The 23,465-nt window shown below is 33.7% G+C and carries 20 protein-coding genes; 16 read left to right on the top strand and 4 right to left on the bottom strand.

All coding sequences use genetic code 11. The annotated features are described in order from the left end of the window. The first annotated feature begins 10 nt into the window (after positions 1-10). The 10 genes from ACHRVZ_RS05010 (at position 11) to ACHRVZ_RS05055 (ending at position 10,025) form a co-directional block, all read left to right on the top strand. Positions 11-832 carry a DUF4249 domain-containing protein gene (locus ACHRVZ_RS05010; protein WP_395421085.1) on the top strand — a complete coding sequence of 274 codons (822 nt, stop codon included), beginning with the start codon at positions 11-13 and terminating at the stop codon, positions 830-832. An 8-nt stretch (positions 833-840) separates the two neighbouring features. After that, positions 841-1,323 carry a GyrI-like domain-containing protein gene (locus ACHRVZ_RS05015; RefSeq protein ID WP_395421086.1) on the top strand — a complete coding sequence of 161 codons (483 nt, stop codon included), beginning with the start codon at positions 841-843 and terminating at the stop codon, positions 1,321-1,323. Between the two features lie 4 nt (positions 1,324-1,327). Then, positions 1,328-1,768: a DinB family protein gene (locus tag ACHRVZ_RS05020; protein ID WP_395421087.1), complete on the top strand. Its 441-nt coding sequence runs from the start codon at positions 1,328-1,330 to the stop codon at positions 1,766-1,768. Positions 1,769-1,906: 138 nt separating this feature from the next. Beyond that, positions 1,907-2,365 carry a RidA family protein gene (locus ACHRVZ_RS05025; protein ID WP_395421088.1) on the top strand — a complete coding sequence of 153 codons (459 nt, stop codon included), beginning with the start codon at positions 1,907-1,909 and terminating at the stop codon, positions 2,363-2,365. A gap of 213 nt (positions 2,366-2,578) precedes the next feature. After that, positions 2,579-3,241 (top strand): thiamine diphosphokinase, encoded by a 663-nt coding sequence (locus tag ACHRVZ_RS05030; RefSeq protein ID WP_395421089.1) that lies wholly within the window; start codon positions 2,579-2,581, stop codon positions 3,239-3,241. A 144-nt stretch (positions 3,242-3,385) separates the two neighbouring features. Then, positions 3,386-4,333, top strand: coding sequence for a 23S rRNA (adenine(1618)-N(6))-methyltransferase RlmF (rlmF, locus tag ACHRVZ_RS05035; RefSeq protein WP_395421090.1), 948 nt, complete (start codon positions 3,386-3,388; stop codon positions 4,331-4,333). A gap of 79 nt (positions 4,334-4,412) precedes the next feature. Beyond that, on the top strand, positions 4,413-4,649 hold the full coding sequence (locus ACHRVZ_RS05040) for a uroporphyrinogen decarboxylase (protein ID WP_395421091.1): 237 nt from the start codon (positions 4,413-4,415) through the stop codon (positions 4,647-4,649). Positions 4,650-4,724: 75 nt separating this feature from the next. Then, positions 4,725-5,669 carry an alpha/beta fold hydrolase gene (locus ACHRVZ_RS05045; protein WP_395421092.1) on the top strand — a complete coding sequence of 315 codons (945 nt, stop codon included), beginning with the start codon at positions 4,725-4,727 and terminating at the stop codon, positions 5,667-5,669. An 85-nt stretch (positions 5,670-5,754) separates the two neighbouring features. Further along, positions 5,755-7,746, top strand: a complete 1,992-nt coding sequence (gene uvrB, locus ACHRVZ_RS05050) for an excinuclease ABC subunit UvrB (RefSeq protein WP_395421093.1) — start codon at positions 5,755-5,757, stop codon at positions 7,744-7,746. A 104-nt stretch (positions 7,747-7,850) separates the two neighbouring features. Beyond that, positions 7,851-10,025, top strand: coding sequence for a prolyl oligopeptidase family serine peptidase (locus tag ACHRVZ_RS05055; RefSeq protein WP_395421094.1), 2,175 nt, complete (start codon positions 7,851-7,853; stop codon positions 10,023-10,025). A 40-nt stretch (positions 10,026-10,065) separates the two neighbouring features. On the opposite strand, the gene ACHRVZ_RS05060 is transcribed toward ACHRVZ_RS05055, so the two are convergent. Further along, positions 10,066-10,467 (bottom strand): excinuclease ABC subunit B, encoded by a 402-nt coding sequence (locus ACHRVZ_RS05060; RefSeq protein WP_395421095.1) that lies wholly within the window; start codon positions 10,465-10,467, stop codon positions 10,066-10,068. Positions 10,468-10,523: 56 nt separating this feature from the next. Here ACHRVZ_RS05060 and ACHRVZ_RS05065 point away from each other — a divergent pair, with 56 nt between their 5' ends. The 4 genes from ACHRVZ_RS05065 (at position 10,524) to ACHRVZ_RS05080 (ending at position 14,026) form a co-directional block, all read left to right on the top strand. Beyond that, the gene (locus ACHRVZ_RS05065; protein WP_395421097.1) at positions 10,524-11,327 is read left to right on the top strand and encodes an alpha/beta hydrolase; all 804 of its coding nucleotides are present in this window, start codon (positions 10,524-10,526) and stop codon (positions 11,325-11,327) included. A 23-nt stretch (positions 11,328-11,350) separates the two neighbouring features. Further along, a complete protein-coding gene (locus ACHRVZ_RS05070; protein WP_395421099.1) occupies positions 11,351-12,361 on the top strand; it encodes a dipeptide epimerase in 1,011 nt (336 codons plus the stop codon). Positions 12,362-12,366: 5 nt separating this feature from the next. Further along, on the top strand, positions 12,367-13,398 hold the full coding sequence (locus tag ACHRVZ_RS05075; RefSeq protein ID WP_395421101.1) for an aminotransferase class I/II-fold pyridoxal phosphate-dependent enzyme: 1,032 nt from the start codon (positions 12,367-12,369) through the stop codon (positions 13,396-13,398). A 163-nt stretch (positions 13,399-13,561) separates the two neighbouring features. Then, positions 13,562-14,026, top strand: a complete 465-nt coding sequence (locus ACHRVZ_RS05080; RefSeq protein WP_395421103.1) for a DUF1456 family protein — start codon at positions 13,562-13,564, stop codon at positions 14,024-14,026. A 159-nt stretch (positions 14,027-14,185) separates the two neighbouring features. On the opposite strand, the gene ACHRVZ_RS05085 is transcribed toward ACHRVZ_RS05080, so the two are convergent. Further along, the gene (locus tag ACHRVZ_RS05085; protein WP_395421105.1) at positions 14,186-14,890 is read right to left on the bottom strand and encodes a LytR/AlgR family response regulator transcription factor; all 705 of its coding nucleotides are present in this window, start codon (positions 14,888-14,890) and stop codon (positions 14,186-14,188) included. Between the two features lies 1 nt (position 14,891). Then, a complete protein-coding gene (locus ACHRVZ_RS05090; RefSeq protein WP_395421106.1) occupies positions 14,892-15,932 on the bottom strand; it encodes a sensor histidine kinase in 1,041 nt (346 codons plus the stop codon). Positions 15,933-16,131: 199 nt separating this feature from the next. On the opposite strand from ACHRVZ_RS05090, the gene ACHRVZ_RS05095 reads away from it, so the two are divergent. After that, positions 16,132-16,941, top strand: coding sequence for a DUF5694 domain-containing protein (locus ACHRVZ_RS05095; protein WP_395421108.1), 810 nt, complete (start codon positions 16,132-16,134; stop codon positions 16,939-16,941). A gap of 309 nt (positions 16,942-17,250) precedes the next feature. Here ACHRVZ_RS05095 and sucC read toward each other — a convergent pair whose 3' ends face one another. Further along, the gene (gene sucC, locus ACHRVZ_RS05100) at positions 17,251-18,444 is read right to left on the bottom strand and encodes an ADP-forming succinate--CoA ligase subunit beta (protein WP_395421109.1); all 1,194 of its coding nucleotides are present in this window, start codon (positions 18,442-18,444) and stop codon (positions 17,251-17,253) included. Between the two features lie 415 nt (positions 18,445-18,859). Here sucC and gltB point away from each other — a divergent pair, with 415 nt between their 5' ends. Then, positions 18,860-23,377 carry a glutamate synthase large subunit gene (gene gltB, locus ACHRVZ_RS05105; protein WP_395421111.1) on the top strand — a complete coding sequence of 1,506 codons (4,518 nt, stop codon included), beginning with the start codon at positions 18,860-18,862 and terminating at the stop codon, positions 23,375-23,377. The last annotated feature ends 88 nt before the right edge of the window (positions 23,378-23,465 follow it).

Raw genomic sequence — 23,465 nt, forward strand, 5'->3', positions numbered from 1 at the left:
AAGATATAGCATGAAAAAAGCAACCTTATTACTCGTACTTTTTATATCGATTTTCTTCACAAGCTGTGAAGAAGTTGTTGATGTTAATTTAGACACAGCTCCTCCAAAACTGGTAATCGAAGCTGCTTTAAACTGGCAAAAAGGAACAACCGGAAAACAGCAAACCATAAAATTAACGACAACAACAGGCTTTTTTCAAAATGTAATTCCAACCGTTTCAGGTGCAACAGTTTTTGTAAAAAACAGCCAAAACGAGCAATTCAATTTTAATGAAGTTGCAAAAACCGGTCGATATGTTTGCTCAAACTTTAAACCTGTCATTGACGAAACATACACATTGACGGTAATTAGTGCTGGAAATACTTATACCGCAACTGAAATAATGAAATCTATCGCGCCTATATCCCGCATAGAACAAAAGAATGACGGAGGCATTACAGGAACTGATATCGAAGTTCGGGCTTATTATAACGATCCGCCTAATGTGGATAATTTTTATTTGTACAAATATGTCTATTCCAATAAAATTACCTCAACGTATTATGTTGCTGAAGATAAATTCTTTCAGGGAAACGAATATTTTAGTCAATCAGATGATGATGATTTAGAGATTGGAAATGAAATTGAAATCACACATTACGGAATTTCAAAACAATATTACAATTACATGAGCATTTTAGTCAGCATAGCAGGAAGCAATGTTGGCGGACCATTTCAATCACCTCCGGCAACAGTAAAAGGAAATATCATTAACACAACTGATAAAGCAAATTATCCATTGGGTTATTTTTCAATTAGCGAAACAGACACTAAAAAATATAAAATTCAATAATCACTACAATGGAACCTAGAATTGAAATTCTAAAAGAAAAAAAACTTATTGGTAAACACATCGATATGTCGTTTATCGAAAATAAAACTTTTCAGTTATGGAACCGTTTTATGCCTAGACGCAAAGAAATCAACAATACAATTGATTCCAATTTATATTCACTAGAAGTTTTTCCTTTAAATCATTTTGACAATTTTGATCCCAACAATAATTTTCAAAAATGGGCTGCAGTCGAAGTTTCTAACTTTGATGAAATTCCAATAAGAATGGAAAAATTAATAATTCCAACCGGATTATATGCCGTTTTTATTCATAAAGGGCCAGCAACTGAAGCTCATACAACCTATCATTCTATTTTTGTGGAATGGTTACCAAATTCAGAATATACGGTCGATGAAAGACCTCATTTTGCTGTAATGGGAGATCAATATAAAAAAGATGATCCCAATTCTCAGGAAGAAATCTGGATCCCGATAACAAGTAAACTGTAGAATTATGCTAATCGAAACTCTAAAATCCCTTTTTAACCGGGATCTTAACAAATTAAAAGTTGAAATCGAATCGTATCAAAACGAAAGTCAAATTTGGATAATCGATAAAAATATTTCCAATTCGGCAGGAAATCTTTGCCTGCATCTTATCGGAAACATAAATACATATATTGGAGCTGAGATCGGCACAACAGGTTATATTCGAAATCGTCCTCTGGAATTTTCGTTAAAAGATGTTCCAAGACCGGAATTAATCAGTAAAATAAACGATACCATTTTAGTTGTTAATAATACGCTAGATTCTTTAACCGAAGATGATTTAAAAGCCATTTATCCACAAATTGTTTTCGAAAAAGAAATGACAACAGGTTTCTTCTTCGTTCATCTTGCAACACATCTAGCCTATCATTTAGGACAAATTAATTATCACAGAAGGTTAGTTTAGTTTTTAGTCGCAGTTGCAATTTACAGTAAATACTGCGACTGAGAATATAAACTTTTCTCAAAACCCTCAACATATGTAAAGGTTTAGAAATTAGAATTAAGCGAATTTCGCAATCAATTAATTCAAAATTTCGAAAACATGAAACATTTTCTTTTTGCTCTATTTTCTCTTTGCGCACTTACCATAAAAGCGCAAACTTTCAAAAACCCCTCTTCTCTATTCGACCCAACTCCTTATGGTTTTAGCCATGCATCGTCAGTTTCGACACCAGGCGAATTTGTTTATATTTCCGGACAAAGCGGAGGCTTAGGAAAAGAACACACTTTAAGCAATAGCTTTAGAGAACAAACTCAAACAGTGCTAAAAAACATCGAAACGGTTCTTGAAAACTACAATCTAAAACCGGAAAACGTCATGAAAATCACCATTTTAATTGTAGATCATTCACCAGAAAAACTAAAAATATGGAATGAAGAAATTAGAAAAGTATGGAAAAACAAACCATTTCCTGCAAGTACACTAATACCTGTACCTCAATTAGCCATTGAAGGAATGTTAATCGAAGTTGATGCTACAGCTTTTAAAGCAACAAAATAGTTTTTAACCATTAAGAGATTTCGACTTAACTTTTCTTAATCTCTTAATGGCAAAACATTTATATTTAAAATCTTTTTAATCTTAACAATCTGTGGCAAGAAAAATAACTCACAAGAAAAAGCTTCATTTTTCTTCATCTCTTAATGATTAAAAACCTTTTTATTCAAGACCCATAACTTTCGTACATTTGCAACACATTCAAAAAAAAGTAGCATGTCATCACACCATATAGTCCGCGACGATCAGGAACCCGCTTTAATAATTGCTAACGGAGCCGCCTGTAATCCCGAATTATTAGGACAATTACTCGAATGGTCGCCTTTGGTTATTGTGCTAGATTCGGCGATGGAAAGAGTTGTTGAATTAGGAATTAAAGTCGACGTGCTCTTAGGAGATTTCGATAGAGGTTTTAATCCTGAAATTTACAAAACATCACAATATCCTATCGAAATAGTTCACACACCAGACCAAAACAAAACTGATCTGGAGAAAGCTTTTGATTACTTGATCGATCGAAAAATCCCTGCCGTAAACGTGGTTTGGGCAACCGGAAAACGTGCAGATCATACCATTACAAATCTCACAAGTCTTGTTCAATATCGCAATTTACTTAAAATTGTTATTCTGGATGATCATTCAAAAATTTTCTTGTTACCCCGCAAATTCGAAAAATGGTATACCACAAAAACACCCATTTCATTGATTCCAATTGGCGTTGTTAGCGGAATTACTTCTACCAATTTACAATATCCTTTACAAAACGACACATTAACTATTGGCTATAGAACCGGCAGCAGCAATGCCGTTCTTGAAGACGGTTTGATTAGCATTACCCATACAAATGGCGATTTGTTGCTAATGGAGTGTATGGATTAGGAGCTATTTCCTGCTGTCCGCTATATCTTTTATGCCGAACACCGGCACAAAAGGATATCGCTTCCATCAGGGCTAGAACAATCATTTTCATAATTACCCTTTCCTCCAAAAAGGAATGACTATCTTTGCACGGAAATTTACAAAATGAAAGCAACAGACAATTCCGAAAAAAACAATTTACATCCTCGAAATCTTCATCGTTCCCGTTATGATTTCGAACTCCTGATCGCGAATTGTCCAGAACTAAAATCGCATGTTGCCATAAATATTCACGGAATTGAAACGATCGATTTCAGCAATCCCTTGTCTGTAAAAGCGCTTAACAAAGCATTATTACAAACCTATTACGACATTCAAAACTGGGATATTCCAAAAAATTATCTTTGCCCTCCAATTCCTGGTCGAACAGATTACATTCATTATTTGGCCGATTTATTAGCTGAAACCAATAACGGAGTTATTCCGTTAGGATCATCAGTTTTAGGTTTAGATATAGGAACAGGCGCCAATTGCATTTACCCTATTTTAGGGAATGCCATTTACGACTGGAGTTTTGTTGGAACTGATATTGATGAAAAAGCGATCGAAAATTGCAGTAAAATTATCGAAGCAAATCCAAAGTTAATTGATGCTATAAGTTTACAGCAGCAAACTGAGTCTCGATTCATTTTCAAAAACATCATCACGCCCGAAGATCGTTTTACATTTACGATGTGCAATCCTCCATTTCACTCTTCGGCCGAAGATGCGAATCAAAGTACTGTACGTAAAGTTTCGAACTTAACAAAAGAAAAGAAAACAACAAACCCTGTTTTAAACTTTGGCGGTCACAATGCCGAACTATGGTGCGATGGCGGCGAAATTGGTTTTGTAACACAAATGATCTACGAAAGTGCAAAGTATGCTATGCAATGTTTATGGTTTACCACTTTGGTTTCAAAAAGAGAAAATCTTTCAAGCATTTATAAAACGCTGAATAAAGTAAATGCCTCTTCCATCAAAACAATTGATATGGCGCAAGGTCAAAAAACCAGCAGAATCGTTGCCTGGACATTTTTGACTGAAGCTCAGCAAGAAAAATGGACAATATAAAATACTGATTTTCAACACAAAACATTGATTTTATTATTTGTTTTTGGTAAATTTACTCTAAAGCAATTAATCTAAAATCATGGCAGAATATATTGGTTATCTCGCATCATTTTTTATTGTCGGAGGTTTTTTACTAAAAGACCTCAAAACAATCCGATTTATTAATATGTTTGGATGTATCTGTTTTGTAATCTACGGTATCTTTTTAAAGGATTACAGAGATGTTAACCAATGGCTTTTACCAGTTATTATTCCAAACGCTATTTTAGCTTTAGTGCAAGTCTACCATCTTACCGCAAAAAGCAAAACAGTATAATTATAATACTTTAAAACAAAATTCTGATACTTTTTCAGCTTGCAATTTCCGTACCTTTAGAGTAAATTGAACTTTATGAGTGTGTCAAAATTACTATTCAGATTTTCCCTTTTATTTTTATTTGTTAGTTGCGCTTCTTCTAAAAAAATAAAATTTGATGACTATGTTTTTAAAACAAAAAATGAAAAACAAGCCTATCTAAATTCGTACGACAAAGCTTTAAAACTATGGGATATTCCCTATTCTGAAGAAAACATAAAAACGACTTACGGAACGGCACATATTGTTGTTGCAGGCCCAAAAAACGGAAAAGATTTAGTTCTAATCCACGGAATGGACGCCAGTTCTACAATGTGGTATCCAAACATTAAACCTTTAGCCAAAAATCATCGCATATATGCTATTGATTTTATAATGGAGCCCGGAAAATCGACTTTAACCTCAAAACCACTTTCCTCAGAAGAAATTGCAATCTTTTACAAAGAAATCTTTGATCATTATAAATTAAAGAAATTTGATATTATCGGAGCTTCCCGTGGTGGCTGGATCGCCACTTTACTGGCAACTCAAAAAGGAAATTCAATTGATAAAATAGTTTTATTAAGTCCGGCGCAAACCTTCAAATTTATTGATAAACCAAGAAAAACATCATCTGCTTTACTTTTAAAACTTTTTCCGAGCGAAAAAAAATTCAGCAAAACATTGACAACATTTTCTACTCATCCTGAAAAAATTAGTCCCATTTATAAAAGACAATTTTATCTAGCCAATAAATATGCTAAATCAAATTCAAGTATGCTAAAAATGACCCCTTTTTCAGATGATGAATTAAAATCGATTGCAAATCCGGTTTTAGTTTTAATTGGAGATCACGATGTCATCAATTCAGAAGAAAGTTTAGAAAGAGCCAACAAATACCTAACCAACAGTAAAACCCAAACGATAAAAGATGCGGGACATTTTTTATCTATTGATCAGTCTAAAACGGTTAATAATGCTATGATTGATTTTTTAGAGTAATTCAATCAATTATAATTTTCTTGTAATTATTTTATAGAAATCAAACTTTGTATCTTTACAAAACTAATCCTTTCATCATTCAAAAATGAATTTCCAAGTATCCTCAGAATATAGTCCAAAAGGTGATCAGCCTCAAGCTATTGAAAAGCTTTCTCAAGGTATCAGAGATGGCGAAAAATATCAGACTTTATTAGGGGTTACAGGATCCGGAAAAACATTTACGGTTGCAAACGTTATTCAGGAAGTTCAAAAACCAACTTTGGTTTTAGCACACAACAAAACTTTGGCAGCTCAGTTATATTCTGAGTTCAAACAGTTTTTCCCTAACAATGCAGTAGAATACTTCGTTTCGTACTACGATTATTATCAGCCCGAAGCTTTTATGCCTGTAACAGGGGTTTTCATCGAAAAAGATTTATCTATCAATGAAGAGCTCGAAAAGATGCGTCTAAGCACTACCTCTTCTCTGCTTTCAGGGCGACGAGATATTTTAGTAGTCGCTTCGGTTTCGTGTTTGTATGGTATTGGAAATCCAGTTGAATTTCAGAAAAATGTCATCGAGATTTCGAGAGATCAGGTAATTTCAAGAACAAAATTATTACACAGTTTAGTACAAAGTTTATACGCCAGAACTGAAGCTGACTTTACACCGGGAACTTTTAGAATAAAAGGCGATACAGTCGAAGTGTATCCAAGTTATGCCGATGATGCTTTTAGAATTCACTTTTTTGGAGATGAAATCGAAGAAATAGAATCATTTGATGCCAAGACTTCACAAGTCATTGAGAAATTCAAAAGACTCACTATTTATCCCGCCAATATGTTTGTGACTTCACCAGATGTTTTGCAAAATGCTATTTGGGAAATTCAACAAGATCTGGTAAAACAAGTTGATTATTTTAAAGAAATCGGAAAACACCTTGAAGCAAAACGTCTTGAGGAACGTACCAATTTCGATTTGGAAATGATTCGTGAATTAGGATATTGCTCAGGAATTGAAAATTACTCGCGCTATCTTGACGGAAGAGAAGCCGGAACAAGACCTTTTTGTTTATTAGATTACTTTCCAGATGATTATTTGATGGTTGTTGATGAAAGTCACGTTACTATTTCGCAGGTTCACGCTATGTATGGAGGTGACAGAAGCCGTAAAGAAAACCTTGTAGAATATGGTTTCCGTTTACCTGCCGCAATGGACAACAGACCTTTGAAATTTGAAGAATTTGAAGCCATGCAAAATCAGGTAATTTATGTATCTGCAACACCTGCCGACTATGAATTACAAAAAACTGATGGAGTTTATGTTGAACAAGTTATCCGCCCAACGGGGTTATTAGATCCAATTATAGAAATAAGACCAAGTTTAAATCAGATAGATGATTTAATCGAGGAAATACATGTTCGTTGTGAGCTGGATGAAAGAGTTTTAGTAACTACTTTGACCAAGAGAATGGCAGAGGAATTGGCAAAATACCTGACTAAAGTAAATATTCGTTGTCGTTATATTCACTCAGATGTTGATACTCTTGAACGTATCGAAATTATGCAGGATTTACGAAAAGGTATTTTTGATGTCTTAATTGGAGTTAACTTACTTCGTGAAGGTCTTGATTTGCCTGAAGTTTCACTTGTAGCAATTTTGGATGCTGATAAAGAAGGTTTTCTTAGAAGTCACAGATCTTTGACACAAACTATTGGTCGTGCCGCAAGAAATTTAAACGGAAAAGCCATAATGTATGCAGATAAAATTACGGCAAGTATGCAAAAAACAATCGATGAAACCAATTATCGCCGAACCAAACAAATCAACTATAATACTGAACACGGAATAACACCACAGGCTTTAAATAAAAAAATCGATAGCGCTTTTACAAAAAATCCATTGGTTGAATATGAATTAGGTCATACTTTATTGGCCGCAGCTGAACCAGAAACAGCCTATTTATCTAAACCGGAATTAGAAAAAATGATTCGTGAAAAACGAAAATCTATGGAAAAAGCGGCAAAAGAGTTAGACTTTTTACAAGCCGCAAAATTGCGTGATGACATTAAAAAACTACAAGAACAATTAGCATAAAAAAAATACAACTATCTAGTTATTAATTATTTAAAATAATTTTATAAATTTACGCGTCCATAATCTACCTGGTATTTTAGTCTTACTTCTAAACTAGACAAATTATGAACACTAAATTCACTTTGACTATTGCTTCTCTTTTAGGTTCAATAGTATACAATTTTGGGCAAACTAAACCACAGCCTGCATTAGAGAAAATTGTTACCGACGATTATTTTGGAGAAAAGGTAGAAGATCCTTATCGATATCTCGAAGACTTAAAAGACCCAAATGTGATTGATTGGATGAAATCTAATGCTACATATGCAAGAGAAAAATTAAATGAAGTTAGTGAACGTCAAAATCTTATTAAAAAACTACAAGCACTAGACGCAAGGAAAGAGAGCACTATTACTGACCTTCAAATTACCGAAAACAATAATTATTTCTATTTGAAACGCAATGCCAATCAAGAAAACGGTAAATTGTACCATAGAATCGGATATAAAGGAGTCGAAAAATTACTTTTTGATCCCGAAACTTATAAAAAATCAACGGGAATAAATTACAATATAAGCACTATAACTCCCAATGAAAAAGGAGATAAAGTAGCGCTGGAAATTGCCCCAAGCGGCTCTGAAAGTGCTGAATTAGTCATTGTAAACGCAGATGGAAAATTATATCCTGAAGTGTTCGACAGATGCTGGTACAGTACTCCTTCATGGATGCCGGATGGAAATTCATTTACGTATGAAAGATTAAATTCTTCTAATATCACTAATCCAAACAGGTTGTTAAATGGTAAAGTGTATTACCATAAATTAGGAGAAGACCCTAATAAGGACATGGAATACTTTTCGAATACTACTAATCCCGAACTAAATATTACGGCAGAAGAATTTCCTTTAAGTCTTTATCATAAAAATTCGAATAAAAACTACGGCCTAGTTCTTACAGTAGACAATAGGATTAAATTGTATGCGACTGATTTTAAAGACAATTTTGTTCCTGCAAAATGGAAAATGCTAGTTGATAAAAGCGACGAAGTCACTAATTATCTTCTGGACAAAGAGTTTATTTATTACTTAACTTTTAAAAATGCGTCCAATTTCAAAATTCTTAAAGCCCCCATTTTGCATCCAGAAATAAAAAATTCGATCACAATTGTGGAAGAACCTAAAAACGGAAACATAACAAATTTTACGATCACGAAAGACGGTTTGTATTATTCACTTACAGAAAATGGTGTTCAGGCAAAAGTATATTTTTTAGCAAAAGGAAAACCAAATCCAATCGAGCTAAAGTTACCGTTTCAAGCTGGTTCTATTTCTTTTTTAACCATAAGCGAAAACAAAAGCGATATCTGGATGACATTTTCAGGCTGGACCTCTCCAATGAAACGTTATTTATACAATCCATCTACCAATACATTTACTTTTCAGCCTTTAACAAAACAAATTGAATATCCGGAATTTAAAAATATCATTTCCAAAGAGGTTACAATTGTCTCGCATGACGGAGTAAAGGTTCCTGTTTCTATTATTTACGATAAAAACATAAAACTTAACGGAAACAATCCTGTTTTAATGATGGGATATGGAGCATACGGAATATCAATGGAACCTCGTTTTAGCCCGGGACTTGCATTGCCTTATTGCACCTATGGCGGCGTTTATGTTATTACACATGTTCGAGGCGGCGGCGAATTAGGAGAAGCATGGCACAAAGCAGGTTTTAAAACAACTAAGCCCAATACCTGGAAAGATTTGATTGCAACAGCAGAATACTTAATTCAGGAAAAATATACATCACCAAAAAGAATTGCAATTTGGAGCGCAAGTGCTGGCGGAATTCTAATTGGCAGAGCGATTACAGAACGACCAGATTTATTCGCAGCTGCAATTCCACAAGTTGGGGCATTCAACACAATTCGGTCAGAAACATCTCCAAGTGGTCCTGCCAATATTCCAGAATTTGGAACTGTAAAAGATCCAGTAGAATTTAAAGCCTTACTAGAAATGGATTCCTATCACCATATTAAAAAAGGCACTTCTTATCCTGCAACATTAATCACAGCCGGGATGAATGATCCGCGTGTGATTGCGTGGGAACCGGCAAAATTTGCAGCTTCACTTCAAAATGCAAATGCATCCGGCAATCCAATACTTTTCTTTACTGATTTTGAGGCAGGTCACGGAATGGGTGACAGCTCGACAAAAACAATCGAAAAATCAAGCGACGTTATAAGTTTTGCTTATGCTCATACAGGTCATCCAAAATTTCAATCTTCAAAAAAATAAAACAAGATTTTAAAATACTTTGGTTTATTACCGTCCTAAATTAATTGTGTTGTTCCTGAAATACTTTCAAAAGTATTTTAGGGTCAATCATAGCGTTTGGTGCTTTTTCCATTAAATCTAAAACACGCTTTACTGCCGTTGGATTCAATCCCATTTCAATCGCAATTTGCTGAATTGCCTTTGCTTCTTTTTCATGCAAAATACCGTCGCAATACATAATCAAAGCCAATCTGTAAAACTGTTGAATACGTTGAAACTCTGATTTTATGATTACAGTCGTATTTTCCTGATGAAACAAATCTTTAAAAACGGCGTATTCAATATTTAATTCCTGAGCAACCAACCACAAAAAGTCATACTCTCTTTTATGCAATTGCCCGTCAACGGTCGAAAAAGCAATCATTTCTAAAAGTAAACTTCTCTTTTCTGTCTCGGTATTCATCAATTTATTATTTTTAGCTAAAATATTGTTTTTAAAACTAAAACGCAAAGAATCTCATGATTAGAGGATTTTTCTTTTTTATACTTTTATCGTTAACCTCTATTGTGTTTTCGCAAGAAAGTACCGCTTCAAAAAACGTATCTACTTTTACGATTGAAGCGCCACAACTTAAAACCACTAAAAAAATCTGGATTTACCTTCCTGAAAATTATTCCTCAACAGCCAAAAAAAAATACAGCGTCATCTATATGCATGATGCTCAAAATTTGTTTGATAAAAAAACTTCTTATTCTGGTGAATGGAATGTTGATGAAAAGCTGGACAGTTTAAAAGCGCAAGTAATTGTTGTTGGAATCGAGCATGGAAATGACAAACGCATAGACGAATTAACGCCTTTTAAAAATGAAAAATATGGTGGTGGAAATGCTAATAATTATCTCGATTTCATTGTAAAAACATTAAAACCTTACATCGATAAAAACTACAGAACCAAAACAAAAGCCAAAAACACCATTATTATGGGAAGTTCTCTTGGCGGATTGGTCTCCTATTATGCGATTCTAAAATACCCGGAAACATTTGGAAAAGCAGGTATTTTTTCACCTTCATTCTGGTTTTCGAATGATATTTATACCCTAACAGAACAAACGCCTAAAATTAAAACCAAAATTTATTTTTTATGTGGAGACAAAGAAAGTGATGATATGGTGAACGATATAAAAAAAATGGAACGTTTATTGGACAAGAAACGCTGTTATTGTCTGCATCTCAACAAAACAAAAATTGTCAAAGGCGGCGAGCACAATGAAAAATTGTGGCGAGATAATTTTGTAAATGCAGTGCTATGGCTTGGATACTAAAATAAAAAAACAATCATACAATCATGAAACTAATTTTAAGAGAATACAACTTAAAACTAAAACACACTTTTACGATTTCAAGAGAATCAATTGATTTTCAACCTTCTTTGATTGTTGAATTGCAAAGTGATGGATATTCCGGTTTTGGAGAAGCAACTTCAAATCCGTATTACAAAACAACTGTTCCAATGATGATGAAAGACTTGGAAAGATTCCGAAGTATAATTGAAGATTCTGAAGATGAAACTCCTGATGTTTTTTGGGCAAAAATCTATCCATATTTAAAACATGATATGTTTGCTTTATGCGCTTTAGATTTGGCTTATAATGATTTATATGCACGTAAAAAAGGCAAAAAACTATACGAATTATGGAATTATACCACTGAGAAAAATCCGCTTACAGATTATACTATTGGAATTGCATCTATAGAAAAAATGGTTTCAAAAATGCAGGAACTTCCTTGGCCTATTTATAAAATTAAATTGGGAACCAAAGAAGATATTGCCATTGTAAAAGAACTCCGTAAACATACCGACGCTATTTTTAGAATTGACGCCAACTGCGGCTGGGGAGTTGAAGAAACAATTAACAATGCCATTGAATTAAAAAAACTAGGCGTTGAATTTCTTGAACAACCAATGAAAGCAGACAATTGGGAAGCCCACAAAGAAGTTTTCAAACATTCTGTTTTACCTATTATTGCAGACGAAAGTTGTATTATCGAAGAAGATGTTTCAAGATGTCATAATCATTTTCACGGCGTAAATGTAAAATTGGTAAAATGCGGTGGTTTAACTCCAGGAAAACGCATGATCGAAGAAGCTAAAAAATTAGGCTTAAAAACAATGGTTGGCTGTATGACTGAATCAACTGTTGGAATTTCGGCAATTGCACATTTACTACCTCAATTAGATTATGTTGACATGGATGGAGCATTGCTTCTAGCGGAAGATATTGCAACCGGTGTAACGATAAAAAACGGTGTTATTCATTACTCTGATCTTAATGGAACTGGTGTAACCTTATTGTAATTGTTATGAATGTCAATCAATTTCCGGATAGAACTATTGAAATCGATCACGAAGAATACTTGTATTTTGGAGGAACAGCCTATTTGGGTTTACCGACCAATAAATCTTTTCAGGAATTGGTCATTAAAAACATCTTAAAATGGGGAACAAATTACGGAAGTTCAAGAAGTGCCAATATACAACTGACAGCTTACAAAAATGGGGAAGATTTTTTAGCCAAACATATTAAAGCAGAAGCCACAATTACTGTCTCATCAGGAATGCTGGCTGGAAAATTGGTAATTGAAGAATTAAAGAAACAAACCTATTTATTCTTTCATTTTCCGAACAATCACACTGCAATTCAGGTACAAGATAGTTTACCAATCTTTATCGATAATAAAATAAACGCACGTTTATTAGATTCTAAATCGGAAAGAATCACAATTTTAACTGATGCCGTTTCAGGATTTCAAACCAAAGCAATTGATTTATCAATATTAAAAGAAATTCCTAATCATAAAGAAGTCACGCTTCTTATTGATGAATCGCATTCTCTCGGGATTTTAGGTAAAAATGGCTGTGGAATTTACTCTAACGTTAATCTCCCAATTAAACGAAAAATCATGGTTTCTTCTTTAGGAAAAGCTTTCGGTTTAAGTGGTGGAGTTATTGCTAGCGACACTTCTTTTATCAATCAAATAAAAACACAGGATATTTTTGTTTCTGCGGCCGGAATGAATCCTGCATTTGTTCAAACTCTAGCCGATGCCGAAACTCTTTACAAAACTCAACATCAAAAATTACTTGGGAATCTCGATTATATTGACCAAAAACTAATTAAACACGACTCTATAAAATTTGATAAAACGTATCCTTTAATTTATTTAAAAGATGATCGTATTATTGAAATTCTAAAATCGCATAAAATCATTATTGCTAGTTTTAAATATCAGAAAAATGCCGGTAATCTAAATCGAATTGTGGTTACAGCGAATCATCTTCGCGAAGATTTGGATAAATTAACATCCATCATTAACGAATATAATTCTAACTGAGAGCAAAAAAGTTTACCTCGAATTACACAAATTTTCACGAATTAAATTTTAAACACAACGGAATTCGTGAAAATTCGTGAAATTCGGGGCAAAAAAACTCAGCCTACATTAATAAATCATAATCAAATTACTTTAAAAACGTACCTTTGTAAAAAATTAAACAATGACGAACAACGATATCCTAAAAAAACTTCGCGTGGCTTTGATGCTCCGTGACGACCAAATAGTTGAAATTTTAGAATTAGTAGATTTTAGAATTACAAAATCAGAATTGGGAGCTTTTTTTAGAGCCGAAGATCATGAAAATTACATGGAATGTGGTGATCAGGTTTTACGTAATTTCTTAAACGGATTAGTAATTCATTTAAGAGGCACGAAAGAAAACCCGAAAAATCCGAATGACGTTTTAGCCAAACATAAAGCTGAAATTCCGAAGAAAGATAACACCAAAGAAAGACCTGAATTTAAAGCTAGCGCAAAAGATGCTGAAAAAGGAAGAGGCGATAAAGCTCCTTCTAAAACAGGAGCTGCGGCTAAAAAACCTTTCAAGAAAAACAATTCTAAAACAACACCAAAAATTCAAGTTGTAGAAAAAGTGGTTTATAAAAACGGTAAGAATAAGAAATAGTTACTATTTAACCGCAAAGGCCTTTTCCTTTATTGCGCTTAGTAAACGCAAAGTTCGCAAAGCAAAATTGATCAAGCTTTGCGAACTTTGCGTTTTTATTTAAACCTATATAAAAAATCTTTGCGCTCTTTGCGGTTAAACCATTGTCAAACGAAATTTCTATATTTTATTCTGATCAATTCTTTCGAAAAAAGCATCTTTAAAAGTCGCTCCAATTGGCAATTCCTTTGCATTGATAAAAACCGAAAAACTATCTGTAGATTCAATTTGTTTTAAAGCAACTACAAACGATTTATGTATCTGAATAAAGTCTTTTTCAGGAAGTGACTCAATTACGTTTTTTAAAGACGAATGCGTAATAATTTGTTGTTTCAAAGTATGAATACAAACATAATTCTGAAGACTTTCTACGTACAAAATTTCATATAAAAATAGCTTCTGAAATTTATTTTTACCATCCGTTTTTACAAAAATAAAATCAGACGAATCATTCGTTACAACTTCGGTTTTAGAGTCTGTATTCAGTTTTGACACTGCTTGATAAAACCGCTCAAAGGCAATTGGCTTTAATAAATAATCAACTGCATTCAATTCAAAACCTTCTAAAGCAAAATCAGGATAAGCTGTTGTAAAAATGACTTTTATATCTTTTGAAATTATTCTCGAAATCTGCAAGCCAGTTAATTGTGGCATTTGGATATCTAAAAAAATAACATCAACACTTTGCGTATTTAAAAATTCTAATGCTTTTAAGGAATCATTAAAAACACCTACATTTTCCAAAAAAGAAACTTTTCCAATATAATTTTCTAAAATTCGCGTTGCTGGCGGTTCATCATCAACAATGATACATTTAAACTTCATATTATTTTTTTAACGGTATTTTTAAATAGGTTTTAAAGGTATTATTTTCTGCTGTTTTTTCAAGTACAAATTGATCCTTGTAAGTATATTCTAAACGTTTGGTCAGATTCTCAAAACCAATTCCGGTTGATGAGTAATTCTCTCCTCCCACATTATAATTAAAGGTTGACAGCTCTAAAAAGTCCTGCTTTATTTTGATCGAAATAAATGCTTTTTCTTCAGGATTATTCAATCTTCCATGTTTGAAAACATTTTCTATAAAATGAATTAAAGCCGATGAAAGGATTTTTTCAGCTGAATAACTGCCTTCAATTTCAAAGTCTAAATACAACTGATCTTCAAATCTTTTTTGCTGTAAATGAATGTAGTTTTGCACAAACTGAATCTCTTTAGAAAGCAATACCTCATCCTTTTCTGTCTCTGTAATGACATAACGAAGCAAATCTGACAAGACTAAAATATCTGAAGCCATTTTATCATCTTTCAAAACCAATTGGCTGTAGAAGGAATTTAAAGTATTAAATAAAAAATGCGGACTTACCTGGGATTTCAACATTTGAAGTTGTGCTTTTTTATTTTCTAATAACAATTCCTGATTTTGCTTGTAAGTATCCTGAAATTGCCAAAATAAATAACTTAATGCACTTAAAATAACGGCCGGCAATCCGAAGAAAAAATTATCCCTAATATAATACCCAATTTCACGCGTTTCTTCTGCATAATTATGAATTCCGGTAATTTCAAACACAACAACTTCCTGCAAAAAATAACGGACTCCCGCAAAAACTAGTAGCGAAACAGGAATACTCAAAAAATAGAGCAAAATCCTTTTTCTGTTCAAAAACCAATCACAAAAAACATAAAAATTCAAAAGATAGACAACGAAAATAGACAGAACAAAACCCGCATTAAAAAAGAAATACATACTGCTGAAAACAGCATCCAATTTTCGATTACTTACTCCAATATCCCAGAGATAAAAGGTAAAAAACAAACCTAAAAAAAGAAGAATATGATAATAAAAGGGAATCTTTAGCTTCATAATAATGTTGTTGTTATTTCAAAAATACAACTATGACTTTACATGAATACTATATTTATATAAAACCTATATTTTCTGTGATGAACTATCAAAAACAATACATCAAATTTTTCAATCAAGAATTTTGAGTGTTTATAATATGGAACTTGGTGTTTGTCAAAAATCGAAAAAGCACTTCAATTCCTCTAATACATTTGCAATGAATTTAAAACACAAAATCATCATGCAAAAAATTATTCTATTACTAGTACTAACTACATTTAACTTGACATTTGCTCAAACAAAAAAGAAACAAATATTATTATTCGGAAGTTTTCATTTTGAAAATCCAGGACTTGACGTTGCTAAAGTAAATACTTTTAATGTCATGACAGACAAAAGCCAAAAAGAACTGGAAAACATTACCGATAAGATTAAAAAATTTGGTCCTGATAAAATTTTTGTGGAGTGGAATTACAAAAAACAAGCCAAACTAGATCAATTTTTTGCTAAAAATACTGATAGTTTGCTTAAGAATGATTCAGATGAAAGAGTACAAGTAGCTCTAAGATCTGCTAAAAAATTAGGTCATAAAAAATTATATGCAATTGATTACAACGAAACTGATTTTCCATATGATAGTTTGGTTAAAGAAATGAAAGTTGATAATCAGCTTGATCTAATCAAGAAGAATGAAGAAAGCATGAAAAATTACGAAACAGATTTCAACGCAAAAATTACAAAGTATTCTTTGACCCAATTACTTTTAGATGTCAATAAACCAGATCTTAGTTGGTATCTTCAAACGGCAATAAAAGGTGGTAAAACAGATAATTTTGTGGGTGCATTTTTAGTTTCAGAATGGTACCGAAGAAATCTTTATATGTATGCTTTGATTACGAAACTTACAGAAAGTAAAGACGATAAAATAATGGTTTTATTAGGCGCAGGTCATACTGAAATGATTAGAGAATTTGTAGTACATAATCCTGACTTTGAAATTGTAGAATTGGCAACGGTTTTGAAGTAGTTTTCAAGCTGTAAAGAAATTTAACCGCAAAGCACGCAAGGATTTACGCAAAGATCACAAAGTATTTTTAGCCACAGATTAAAAAGATTTTTACTCGTATTAATTCGTGAATTCGCAGCGGAAACTTTACCGCAAAGTTCGCAAAGCTTTATCAAGTATAGCTTTGCGAACCTTGCATTTATATAGAATCTTACATTAAAAACTTTGCAAACTTTGCGGTTAAATCTCCTCACGCTAAAAACAATTCAAAAAAAAAAAATCCCTCCGAATGATCGGAAGGATTTTCTATATAATTGATATCTTATTTGATTAAGATAATGCAGCTTTAACTTGATCAGCAGCTTCTTGAAATTGAACAGCTGATAAGATTGGCATACCAGAGTTGTCAATTAATTCTTTTGCAATTTCAGCATTTGTTCCTTGCAAACGAACGATAATTGGCACATTGATAGCGTCTCCCATATTTTTGTAAGCATCAACAACTCCTTGCGCCACACGGTCACAACGAACGATTCCACCGAAAATATTGATCAAAATAGCTTTTACGTTAGGATCTTTTAAGATAATACGGAAAGCAGTTTCAACACGTTTCGCATCAGCAGTTCCACCAACGTCTAAGAAGTTAGCAGGCTCAAAACCAGCATATTTAATTAAATCCATAGTTGCCATTGCAAGACCTGCTCCGTTTACCATACATCCTACAGTACCGTCAAGATCTACATAGTTCAATCCTACTTCTTTAGCTTCAACTTCGATTGGATTCTCCTCACGGATATCTCTCATCTCAGCATATTTTGGTTGTCTGTATAAAGCGTTATCATCGATATTTACTTTAGCATCAACAGCCATAATTTTATTGTCTGAAGTTTTCAAAACCGGGTTGATTTCAAACATAGAAGCATCAGAACCAATGTAAGCATTGTAAAGTGCGTCGATGAATTTCACCATTTCTTTGAAAGCATTTCCAGAAAGACCTAAGTTAAAAGCAATTCTTCTTGCTTGAAAACCTTGTAATCCAACAGAAGGATCTACTTCTTCAGTAAAAATTAAGTGTGGAGTGTGCTCAGCAACTTCTTCAATATCCATTCCACCTTCAGTAGAATACATAATCATGTTGCGTCCTGTTGCTCTATTCAATAAAACAGAAACATAAAATTCAGAAGTTTCACTTTCACCAGGATAGTAAACATCTTCAGCAACTAAAATTTTGTTTACTTTTTTACCTTCTGCAGAAGTTTGAGGTGTAATCAATTGCATTCCGATGATTTGTCCTGCAATTTCTTCAACTTGTTGCAAGTTTTTAGCCAACTTAACTCCACCACCTTTTCCACGTCCACCTGCGTGAATTTGTGCTTTTATCACATGCCATCCTGTACCAGTTTCGGCAGTTAATTGTTTTGCAGCAGCCACAGCTTCAACCGCATTATTAGCCACAATTCCGCGTTGAATGCGTACTCCGTAGCTAGCTAAAATTTCTTTTCCTTGATATTCGTGTATGTTCATAATATAGAATTTGTCTGGTTCTGAATTTATTTCAGAATAAAAGTGCGACAAAAGTAGCAAAATTCAACTTAATAGTAAAATCTTTTTCAATTAAAAATGAGTCAATTTGATATGTAAATTAATAATCGCTTTCAAAGCCAAAAAAACGTTAAACAATTGCACGTAAAATGTTAACTTAAAATCACTATATCGTTTGAGATTTAACAAAAAATACAGCGGTTTCAGCACCTAAGCGTCGATTTTTCCTAATATAATTTAAAACAAATTGTGATTTTGACATTTCGCAATGCTTTAAATAAAATTATTATCATTTAAGAAGCGTTTTTCTAATATTACAACAAAAATGTAAGTCAAATTATAATTTCAATACATTATGTTTAACGAAATCTTTATTTTTGTAGAAAAAATATCAAGAATGAAAGTTAAAGAACAAGGGCTTTATTTGCCTGAATTTGAACACGACAATTGTGGTGCAGGATTTATTTGTAATTTGAATGGTATTAAATCAAATGATATTATTCACAAAGCATTAGACATCTTAATTAAATTGGAACATCGTGGTGCCGTTAGTTCTGATGGAAGAACTGGAGACGGGGCTGGAATTTTATTTGACATTCCGCATGATTTCTTTAAAAAAGTATGTGATTTTGAAATCCCTGAAACACGTGAGTATGCAGTAGGAATGGTTTTTTTACCAAAAAGCAAAAACCAGGTTTCTTTTTGCATCAACGCTTTCGAATCAACTATTAAGGATCAGAATTTAAAGATTCTAGGTTGGAGAGACGTACCTGTTGAAGTTGAAAATTTAGGGCAGATTGCCGCAGAAAAAGAACCAACAGTTAAACAAGTTTTCGTTTCTAAAAACGGACAGGATTTAACTGAAAATGAATTTAATGCAAAACTTTTTGCAGCTAGAAAAATTGCTGAACACGCTATTAGAGGATCTAAAACCTCTGAAAGTCATATGTTTTATTTCTCTAGTTTATCGACAACTACCATAATATATAAAGGTCTATTGATGCCAGAAGACATCAGCCGCTATTATGTTGACTTAAAAGATCCAGATTTAGTGACTCGTTTGGCGTTAGTTCACCAACGTTTCTCTACAAATACTTTCCCTTCATGGGAATTAGCTCAGCCATTTAGATACATGTGTCATAATGGTGAGATCAATACACTTCGTGGAAATGTTAGCCGTATGCGTGCTCGTGAAGAGCTTATGGAAAGCAAAATTTTTGGAGATGACATCAAAAAATTATTCCCAATTATCTTAGAAGGAAAATCAGATTCTGCTTCTATGGATATGGTGGTTGAACTTTTATTAATGACAGGCCGTTCATTACCGGAAGCAATGATGATGGTGGTTCCTGAAGCTTGGGAAAAACACCAAACAATGTCACCTGAAAAAAGAGCTTTCTACGAATTCAACTCTTGCATTATGGAGCCTTGGGATGGTCCAGCTTCTATTCCGTTTACTGACGGAAACGTAATTGGTGCATTGTTAGACAGAAACGGATTGCGTCCTTCTCGTTATACTTTAACAAAAAGTGGTTTCGTAATCATGTCATCAGAAATTGGTGTATTGGATGTTGAACCAGAAGATGTAGTACAACACGGTCGTTTAGAACCAGGAAAAATGTTCTTGGTAGACATGAATGAAGGTCGTATTATTGAAGATGATGAAATTAAAAAAGCAATTGTAACAAAACGTCCGTACCAGGAATGGATCGATGAGAATTTATTACAATTATCTAAAATTCCATATACCAATAATCCAACTCCGGTTGAGAAATTAGATTTCCAGACCAGACAACGTTTATTTGGATATACTATTGAGGATTTAAAAACAATCATTAACCCAATGGGAGGCCAAGGTGCTGAAGCTATCAGCTCTATGGGTAACGATACTCCATTGGCTGTTTTATCAGAGCAACCTCAATTGTTGTACAACTATTTCAAACAATTATTTGCTCAGGTTACCAACCCGCCTTTGGATGGTATTCGTGAAGAAATTATTACTGATATCAGTTTAGCAATTGGTGGAGATTTCAATATTTTTGAAATTGAATCTAAGCAATGTAAAAAACTAAAAATCCAAAATCCTGTTATCTCTAACGAGGATTTGGATAAAATAAGAAACATTGATCACGCAGATTTCAAATCGGCTACTATTTCTACTTTATATAAAATAGAAAAAGGAGTTAACGGTTTAGAGCGCGCGCTTGAAAAATGTGTTGATGCGACGTTTAAAGCAGTTTCTGAAGGATGTAATATCATCATTTTATCAGATAGAGGTGTAAGCGAAGAATTTGCTCCAATCCCAATGTTATTGGCTTGTTCTTACATTCACCACTCATTAAACATTTTACAGGTTCGTTCTAAATTCGGAATCATAATCGAATCTGCAGAACCTCGTGAGCCACATCATTTTGCTTTATTATTTGGATACGGTGCAAGTGCAATCAATCCATACATGGTAAACGAGATCATTCACGATCAGGTTAACCAAGGATTCATTACAGGTGTAAAAGCAGATTATGCAATTGTAAATTACAATAAAGCGATTGCAAAAGGAATCCTTAAAATCATGAACAAAATTGGTATCTCTACTTTACATTCGTATAGAGCAGCTCAGATTTTCGAGATTTTGGGATTAAACAAAACTTTTACTTCGAAATACTTCCCATACACACCTTCTAGAATTGAAGGAATTGGTTTGATTGAAGTAGAAAAAGAAGTGAAGAAACGTTTCCAAAAAGCATTTCCAAATTCTAAAATTGCCAACTTATTGCCTTTAGAAATTGGAGGTATTTACAGATGGAGACGTGGCGGAGAAAAACACATGTTCAATCCGACAACTATTTCTAAATTACAACAGGCAGTTCGTTTGAATAGTCCTGAAAGCTATAAAGAATACTCTGATATGGTGAATGAGCAAAGCTCAAACCTAATGACTATTAGAGGTTTATTCGAATTCAATAATTTAGATCCAATTTCTATTGATGAAGTAGAACCTTGGACAGAAATTGTAAAGAAATTCAAAACTGGTGCGATGTCTTACGGATCTATCAGTAGAGAAGCACACGAGAATTTAGCGATTGCAATGAACAGAATTGGCGGAAAAAGTAACTCTGGAGAAGGTGGAGAAGATCCAAAACGTTTCCAGAAAGAAATTAACGGAGATTCTAGAAACAGTGCCATCAAACAAGTGGCATCAGGACGTTTTGGTGTTTCAATCAACTATTTGACAAATGCTAAAGAAATCCAGATTAAAATGGCTCAAGGTGCTAAACCTGGAGAAGGTGGACAATTACCTGGAGAAAAAGTGGTGCCTTGGATTGCTGAAACTAGAAACTCTACACCTTATGTAGGTTTGATTTCGCCTCCGCCTCACCACGACATTTACTCTATTGAGGATTTATCTCAGTTGATTTTCGACTTAAAAAATGCCAATCGTGAAGCACGTGTAAACGTAAAATTAGTTTCTGAAGTTGGAGTTGGAACAATTGCTGCCGGTGTTGCCAAAGCAAAAGCTGACGTTATCTTAATTTCAGGTTATGATGGAGGAACTGGTGCTGCACCATTAACTTCATTGCAACACACAGGTATTCCGTGGGAACTTGGATTAGCTGAAGCACAACAAACTTTGATCTTAAATGATTTAAGAAGCCGTGTAGTTCTTGAATGTGACGGACAATTGAAAACGGGTCGTGACGTAGCTATCGCTGCATTATTAGGAGCTGAAGAATTTGGTTTTGCTACTGCTCCACTTGTAGCTTCTGGTTGTATTATGATGAGAGCTTGTCACTTAAATACTTGTCCGGTTGGTATCGCAACTCAGGATCCTGAATTGAGAAAAAATTTCAAAGGAACTCCAGAGCACGTCATCAACTTCATGTATTTTATTGCTGAAGAGTTAAGAGAAATCATGGCTCAGTTAGGTTTCAGAACATTGAAAGAAATGGTAGGTCAGTCACAAAAATTAAATGTGAACAAAGCTATCAAACATTATAAAGCAAATGGTTTAGACCTGTCTTCTATTCTATACAAGCCGGAAAAAGCAAAAACAGAACCGATTCACAATACAACGGAACAAGATCACCAACTTGAAAACGTATTGGATTTTGCAATCATCAAAGAAGCTATTCCATCTATTTATAGAAAAGAAAAAACAAGAGTTACATTTAAAATTAAAAATACAGACCGTTCTGTAGGTGCTATTTTGAGTAATGAAATCTCAAAAATATACGGCGCACAAGGATTACCTGATGACACTATTTTAGTTGATTTTGAAGGTTCTGCCGGACAAAGTTTTGGTGCTTTTGCAACAAACGGATTGTCGTTTAAAATTCACGGAAACTGTAATGATTATTTAGGAAAAGGATTATCTGGAGGAAAATTGATCATCAAAGTCCCTCCTACTGCAACCTTCAAACCTGAAGAAAATATCATTATTGGTAACGTTGCCCTTTATGGAGCTATTACCGGAGAGGCTTATATTAATGGTATGGCTGGAGAGCGTTTTTGTGTAAGAAATTCTGGAGCAACTGCGGTTGTTGAAGGAATTGGAGATCACGGATGTGAGTACATGACAGGTGGTACAGTGGTTGTTTTAGGAAAAACAGGAAGAAACTTCGCAGCTGGTATGAGCGGTGGTGTTGCTTATGTTTACGATCCAAATCAACAATTTGACGCAACTTTATGCAACATGGAAATGGTTGCCTTTGATCCGATCGAAGAAGAGGATGTGACCAAACTAAGACGATTGATCAAAAACCATTCATTGTACACTAGCAGTCCATTAGCAAAAAGAATTTTAGCAGACTGGGAAAATCAACAGAAACATTTCGTAAAAGTAATGCCAACTGATTACAAAAAAGCATTACAACGAATTGCAGAAGAGAAAAAAATAGAAGAATTAATAGCTGATTAAAAGGTTCTGAGTTACAAAGGTGCAAAGGTACTAAGTTTGAGTTTTTTCAACTTACTTCTCACATCTCATATCTCACAACTAAATTTAA

This window comes from Flavobacterium sp. FlaQc-57 (assembly GCF_044007395.1).
Lineage (GTDB): Bacteria > Bacteroidota > Bacteroidia > Flavobacteriales > Flavobacteriaceae > Flavobacterium.